This window comes from Streptomyces sp. B1866 (genome assembly GCF_031932565.1).
Lineage (GTDB): Bacteria > Actinomycetota > Actinomycetes > Streptomycetales > Streptomycetaceae > Streptomyces.
This window is the reverse complement of record NZ_JAVSCF010000324.1, coordinates 1-6,220: the sequence shown is the minus strand read 5'-3', so window position 1 is coordinate 6,220 and position 6,220 is coordinate 1. Positions and strand designations below refer to the sequence as shown.

General features: G+C 74.2%; 5 protein-coding genes and 1 pseudogene. All 6 read left to right on the top strand.

Features of this window, described 5'->3' with window-relative positions:
- Window positions 1–544 (top strand): annotated as a pseudogene (locus tag RKE29_RS27085) (ATP-binding protein); the annotation flags it as partial.
- A gap of 212 nt (window positions 545–756) precedes the next feature.
- Window positions 757–1,197 carry a single-stranded DNA-binding protein gene (locus RKE29_RS27080; RefSeq protein ID WP_312008297.1) on the top strand — a complete coding sequence of 147 codons (441 nt, stop codon included), beginning with the start codon at window positions 757–759 and terminating at the stop codon, window positions 1,195–1,197.
- 208 nt (window positions 1,198–1,405) lie between these two features.
- Window positions 1,406–2,842 (top strand): LAETG motif-containing sortase-dependent surface protein, encoded by a 1,437-nt coding sequence (locus tag RKE29_RS27075; RefSeq protein ID WP_312008296.1) that lies wholly within the window; start codon window positions 1,406–1,408, stop codon window positions 2,840–2,842.
- 613 nt (window positions 2,843–3,455) lie between these two features.
- Window positions 3,456–5,120, top strand: a complete 1,665-nt coding sequence (ettA, locus tag RKE29_RS27070) for an energy-dependent translational throttle protein EttA (protein ID WP_312008295.1) — start codon at window positions 3,456–3,458, stop codon at window positions 5,118–5,120.
- Window positions 5,121–5,122: 2 nt separating this feature from the next.
- Complete coding sequence (locus RKE29_RS27065; RefSeq protein WP_312008294.1) at window positions 5,123–5,590, top strand: thioesterase family protein; 468 nt, start codon at window positions 5,123–5,125, stop codon at window positions 5,588–5,590.
- Window positions 5,587–6,220, top strand: a 634-nt coding sequence (locus RKE29_RS27060; RefSeq protein WP_312008293.1) for a hypothetical protein, incomplete at its 3' end; no start/stop codon positions are given. The genes RKE29_RS27065 and RKE29_RS27060, both read left to right, overlap by 4 nt.

The window sequence follows — 6,220 nt, the reverse complement described above, 5'->3', positions numbered from 1 at the left end:
CGACGGGCCGGAGGCGGTCACCGCGCGGCCTGCGGTGGAGGAGGCCGTGCGGGCGCTGGCGGACACGGCGACGGCCGGACTGCCCGCGCCGTGGGAGCGTGCGGTGCGGGAGGCGGCGGCGCGCGGCGGACGGGACCTGCCGGAGGCCGTCGACGTGGCCGTGGCGGTCGCGGCGCTCGGCGCCCGCCCGGCCCGGCCACGGTGGTGGTCGGCGGCCCGGGCGGCGCAGTGGACGCTGCTGGCCGGGCAGGCGGCGGGCGCCGGGGGAATGGCGGCGGCGGGGTCCGGGCAGACCGGGGGAGTGGCCTGGTGGGTGCCCGCGCTGACGGTGGCGGGGACCGCGGCGGGCGGGCCGCTGCTGGCCCGGGTCTGCGACCTGGCGGCGCGCGGGCCGGCCCGGCGGCACGGGCAGGCGGTGGAACGGCGGCTGCGCGAGGTGGCGGCGGACTGCGGGCGGGAGCGGGTGCTGGAGCCGGTGGCGGCCGAACTGGCGCGCTACCGGGAGGTGCGGGAGCAGTACGTCATCGCGTCCGGCGGGGTCTGAGCGCCACCCCGCCACCCGGTCCGGACGGTGACGGCAGCGGGCAAGTCACCCGATCGGGCGGCCGAGTTGTCCACAACCGTCCGGTAGTCCCCAGGGCCGAGCGGGAGTCGGCGGTCCGGTGCAGCATGAACGGCGTACGAGGCGGCAGCCCGGATCGCGTCCGTGGTCCGGGCGGGCCGCCACCTGACCGGACGACCTGACGGGGCGGCTGAATGAACGAGACCTGGGTGACCGTGGTGGGGAACGTGGCGACGGCACCGGACTTCCGCGAAACGACCACGGGCGTGCCGGTGGTCCGCTTCCGGCTGGCGACGGCCGCGCGGCGCTGGGACCGCGAGCGCGAGGCGTGGACGGACGGACCCACGAGCTTCTACACCGTCTGGGCCCGGCGCGCCCTGGCGGCGAACGTGGCCGCCTCGGTGGCCCTCGGCGAACCGCTCCTCGTGCACGGCACGCTCAAGGTCCGCGAGCAGCAGCGCCACAGCGGGGAGAAGGGCGAGAGGGAGGCCCCGGGCGACGGCGGGCGGTGGGCCACCGCGGACATCGAGGCGGTGGCGGTCGGACACGACATGGCGCGCGGCACGTCGGCCTTCCGCCGAGTGGCCCAGGCCAGGCCCCTGCCGGCCGTGCCGGTCGGCGCGCCGGCCCTCTGAAAGAGCCGACGATTTATCGATAAGTCCAGGTCAGGGGGTTGCCGACGCGGATAACGATTCCGATTCGGATCGGTCTTGCGCCGGTATAGCCCAGGCCCCCGCCACGCCCGCTCCCTAGGATCGCCGACGTGCCATCAGGGGCTATGGCGTTATGAGTTCACCGGTGGGGCGGGGCTTTCGCCACCGCGCCCGCCCGGGAGGGAAGACGATGATTTCTCCGATCCTGAAAGGCAGACGGGCGGCCGCCCGTCTGGTCGCCGCTGCCATGGTGTCGGGCCTGGCGGCGGTCGGCGGCGTGGCCACCGCCGGCCCGGCCGCGGCGGACGACGCGCAGCCGGGGCAGGGCGGCGCCACCGCCACGCTCGACGGGCTGAAGGTCTACGACCAGGCGGTCGTGCACGAGCGCGGCGGGAAGCACCGGATCAAGGCCGGCCTGTTCAGCCTGACGGTCGGCAAGGGCAGCGGCACCATCCAGACGTACTGCATCGACCTGCACACCCACACCCGGCCCAAGGCCACCTACCAGGAGAAGCCCTGGAGCGCCACGTCCCTGGGCCGCAACCCGGACGCGGGCAAGATCAAGTGGATCTTGCAGAACTCGTACCCGCAGGTCAAGGACCTGTCCGCGCTCGCGGCCAAGGCCCACTCCGGCCGTCTGACCGCCAAGACCGCGGCCGCGGGCACCCAGGTGGCCATCTGGCGCTTCTCCGACCGGGCCGACGTCACCGCCGTCGACCCCGCCGCCGAGAAGCTGGCCGACTACCTCCAGCGCAGCGCGCGGACCCTGGAAGAGCCCAAGGCGTCCCTGACCCTGGACCCGCCCGCGGTCTCCGGCAAGTCCGGTGACCGCCTCGGCCCGGTCACGGTGCACACCAACGCCGACCGGGTCACGGTCACCCCGGGCTCCGGCGCCGCCGCATCCGGCGTGAAGGTCGTCGACAAGAACGGCCAGCCGGTGACCAGCGCGGCCAACGGCACGGAGCTGTACTTCGACGTGCCGGCCGGCGCCGCCGAGGGCTCCACCAGCCTGACCGCCACCGTCACCACCCGGGTCCCGGTCGGCCGCGCGTTCGCCAGCCAGACCAGGAGCCAGACCCAGATCCTGGCCGGGTCGACGGTGAGCACCGTCACCGCGACCGCCACCGCGAACTGGGCGAAGAAGGGCCCGATACCCGCGCTCTCCGCCGAGAAGGACTGCGCCGAGGGCGGCGTGGCGGTCACCGCCTCCAACGAGGGCGACGAGGCGTTCACCTTCGAGCTGGCCGGGCAGAAGCACACCGTCGAGGCCGGCGCGTCCAAGACGATCACTGTCCCGGTGGCCGAGGACCAGGCGTACAAGTTCACCATCACCGGGCCGAACGGCTTCGAGAAGACCTTCTCCGGGGTCCTGGACTGCAAGACCGCGGGCACCACCGGCGGCGGCGGTGTCCCGACCCCCCAGCCGTCCACCGGCCAGCCCTCCGCTCAGCCCAGCGCCGCGTCGGCGGGCGGCGCCGCGGCCGCCACGACCGGCGGCAACCTGGCCGAGACCGGCAGCAGCAGCAACACCCCGGTGATCGTGGGCGTGGCCGTGGGCCTCGTCGTGGTCGGCGGCGCCGCGGTGTTCTTCGTCCGCAGGAAGAAGGCGGGGACCCGGTCCGAGTGACCACCCGCCAGGCCGTCCGCCCGCCCGAGGGCCCGCCCGCCCGACGGCCCGGGCGTGCGGACGGCCGGGGTGCGCGGACGGCCGGGGCGTGGGGACGGCCGGGGTGCGCGGACGGCCCGGCAGCGGGGTCCCCGATGGCGGGGCCGGTAACGGCCCGACTGCCGTCCGGGTCGACCCCCGCCCGAGTACGGCCTGACCGAGTACGGCCTGACCGAGTACGCCCTGACCGAACCCGGCTCGACCGGCCCCGGCCGCCCCGCCCCGGTCCCGGCGTCCGGTGAGCCAGGGCCCGGGCGAGGACGGCCCGGCGTCGCCCCCCCCGGGCCGCTCCTGGGCCGCCCCCGGGCCGGTCCAGGCCGGGGCGCGGCCTCCCGCGGGCGGGGCGGCCCCCGGGCGGGGTGGGTCGCCCCGGAACCCGGGCCCGCGGCGGCGGACCGCCACCGGACGGCGGGACCCGAGCCGAGGAACGGCGGGGACGGGCCGGGGGTCCGGCGGCACCCCCGGCGAGTCATCTCGTTTCCGCACGGGGGTTGTCGTACGGCAAGATGGGGAGTACTGCCCGCACGCGGCATGGCCACATATCGACACCCACACAGATGGCGGACGGATTCTCTTGGCTGAGTTCATCTACACCATGCGCAAGACGCGCAAGGCGCACGGCGACAAGGTGATCCTCGACGACGTCACGCTGAGCTTCCTGCCCGGCGCGAAGATCGGTGTCGTCGGCCCCAACGGCGCCGGTAAGTCGACGGTGCTGAAGATCATGGCCGGTCTTGAGCAGCCCTCCAACGGTGACGCGTTCCTCACTCCCGGCTACAGCGTCGGCATCCTGCTCCAGGAGCCCCCGCTGGACGAGACCAAGACCGTCCTGGAGAACGTGCAGGAGGGCGTGGCCGCCGTCAAGGGCAAGCTGGACCGGTTCAACGAGATCGCCGAGCAGATGGCGACCGACTACTCCGACGCGCTGCTGGAGGAGATGGGCAAGCTCCAGGAGGAGCTGGACCACGCCAACGCGTGGGACCTGGACGCCCAGCTCGAACAGGCCATGGACGCGCTCGGCTGCCCGCCCGGCGACTGGGCCGTCACCAACCTGTCCGGTGGTGAGAAGCGCCGCGTCGCGCTGTGCCGGCTGCTGCTGGAGGCCCCCGACCTGCTGCTGCTCGACGAGCCCACCAACCACCTGGACGCCGAGTCCGTGCAGTGGCTGGAGCAGCACCTGGCCAAGTACGCGGGCACCGTCGTGGCCATCACCCACGACCGGTACTTCCTGGACAACGTGGCCGAGTGGATCCTGGAGCTGGACCGCGGCCGCGCCATCGGCTACCAGGGCAACTACTCCACCTATCTGGAGACCAAGCAGGCGCGCCTGAAGGTCGAGGGCCAGAAGGACGCCAAGCGGGCCAAGCGCCTGAAGGAAGAGCTGGAGTGGGTCCGCTCCAACGCCAAGGGGCGGCAGGCCAAGTCCAAGGCCCGCCTCGCGCGCTACGAGGAGATGGCCGCCGAGGCCGAGAAGACCCGGAAGCTGGACTTCGAGGAGATCCAGATCCCGCCGGGCCCGCGCCTGGGCAACGTGGTCGTCGAGGTGGAGAACCTGTCGAAGGCGTTCGGCGACAAGGTCCTCATCGAGGACCTGTCCTTCACCCTGCCGCGCAACGGCATCGTGGGCGTCATCGGCCCCAACGGCGCGGGCAAGACCACCCTGTTCAAGATGATCCAGGGTCTGGAGAAGCCGGACTCGGGCGTCATCAAGGTCGGTGAGACGGTCAGCATCAGCTACGTCGACCAGACCCGCTCCAACATCGACGCCAAGAAGACGCTGTGGGAGGTCGTCTCCGACGGCCTGGACTACATCAACGTCGGCCAGGTCGAGATGCCCTCCCGCGCCTACGTCTCCGCCTTCGGCTTCAAGGGCCCCGACCAGCAGAAGCCGGCCGGCGTGCTCTCCGGCGGCGAGCGCAACCGCCTCAACCTGGCGCTCACCCTCAAGCAGGGCGGCAACCTGCTGCTCCTGGACGAGCCGACCAACGACCTGGACGTGGAGACGCTGTCCTCGCTGGAGAACGCGCTGCTGGACTTCCCCGGCTGTGCCGTGGTCGTCTCCCACGACCGCTGGTTCCTCGACCGCGTCGCCACGCACATCCTCGCCTACGAGGGCGACTCCCGCTGGTTCTGGTTCGAGGGCAACTTCGAGGCGTACGAGAAGAACAAGGTCGGCCGGCTCGGCCCGGAGGCGGCGCGGCCGCACCGCGCCACGCACAAGAAGCTGACCCGGGGCTGAGCGTGGCCCGGCACCTCTACTCCTGCGCCGTGCGCTGGTCGGACATGGACGCGTTCGGCCACGTCAACAACGTGCAGTTCCTGCGCTATCTGGAAGAGGCGCGGGTGGACTTCATATGGCGCCTCGCGCCGGGCGGCGGCAGCGGCGCGTTCACCGGCGCCGTGGTCGTCGCCCGGCACGAGATCGACTACCTCAAGCCGCTGGTGCACCGGCACACGCCGGTGACCATCGAGACGTGGGTGACGAAGGTCGGCGCGGCCTTCGTCAACCTCGCCTACGAGGTGAAGGACGAGCAGGCGCTCTACGCGCGCGCCACCACCGTCCTGGTCCCCTACGACCTCCAGGCGGGCAAGCCGCGCCGCGTCACCGCGGAGGAGCGGGCCTTCCTGGCGGACTACCTGGAGGACGGCGGCGGGGCCGACGGCCGCGGCGACAAGGACGAGTGGCCGAAGGAGGCCGTCGCCGTATGACGGCGCACGGTACGACGGCGCACGGCGGACCCGGGCCGGTCCCCGCGCTCCGCCTCGCCGACGCCCGGGAGGCGGCGGACCTCGCCGCCTTCCTGGCCCGGCTGATCCACTACGACCGCGCCGCCGCCGTGCGGCTCCAGGCGGGCGGCGGCGTGCTGGCCGTCTTCGGCCGGCCCCCGTCGTTCGAGGTGCTGGCCGTGCGCACGGCCCGGCTCGCCCCGGCCTGCGCGGGGGCACCCGAGGCGCTGGACACCACCGTGTCGGCCGGGCAGCTCGCCGAGGCGCTGGGCGAGGCCGCTCCGGCCGGCCCGGCCGGCGCCGCGGACCTGCCCGCCGACGGCCTGCAGGTCACCGTGCCCCCCGCCGTCACCGGCCCGCCGTGGGCCGGGGTGCTGCCGCCGCGCGGCGGCTGGCAGCGCGTGCCGGGCCTGCCCGGAGCCGAGGCGGTCCGGGCCGCGGTGGCCGCCGCGGTCGCCGAGTTCCGCGCCCGCGACGAGGCGCTGCCCGCCGAGCACCGCACCCGCGCCGAGCGCGACCGCATCGGCCGCGAGATCTGGTCCCGCACGCTCGGCGACACCGGCCTGCCGCTGCGCGCCGTGCACGCGGCGCAGGCGCTGGGCTTCCTGCGGC

Excerpts from the sequence above, each read along its gene's own strand:
- RKE29_RS27080 (WP_312008297.1), top strand. The coding sequence starts at position 757 with ATGAACGAGACCTGGGTGACCGTGGTGGGGAACGTGGCGACGGCACCG.
- RKE29_RS27075 (WP_312008296.1), top strand. The coding sequence starts at position 1,406 with ATGATTTCTCCGATCCTGAAAGGCAGACGGGCGGCCGCCCGTCTGGTC.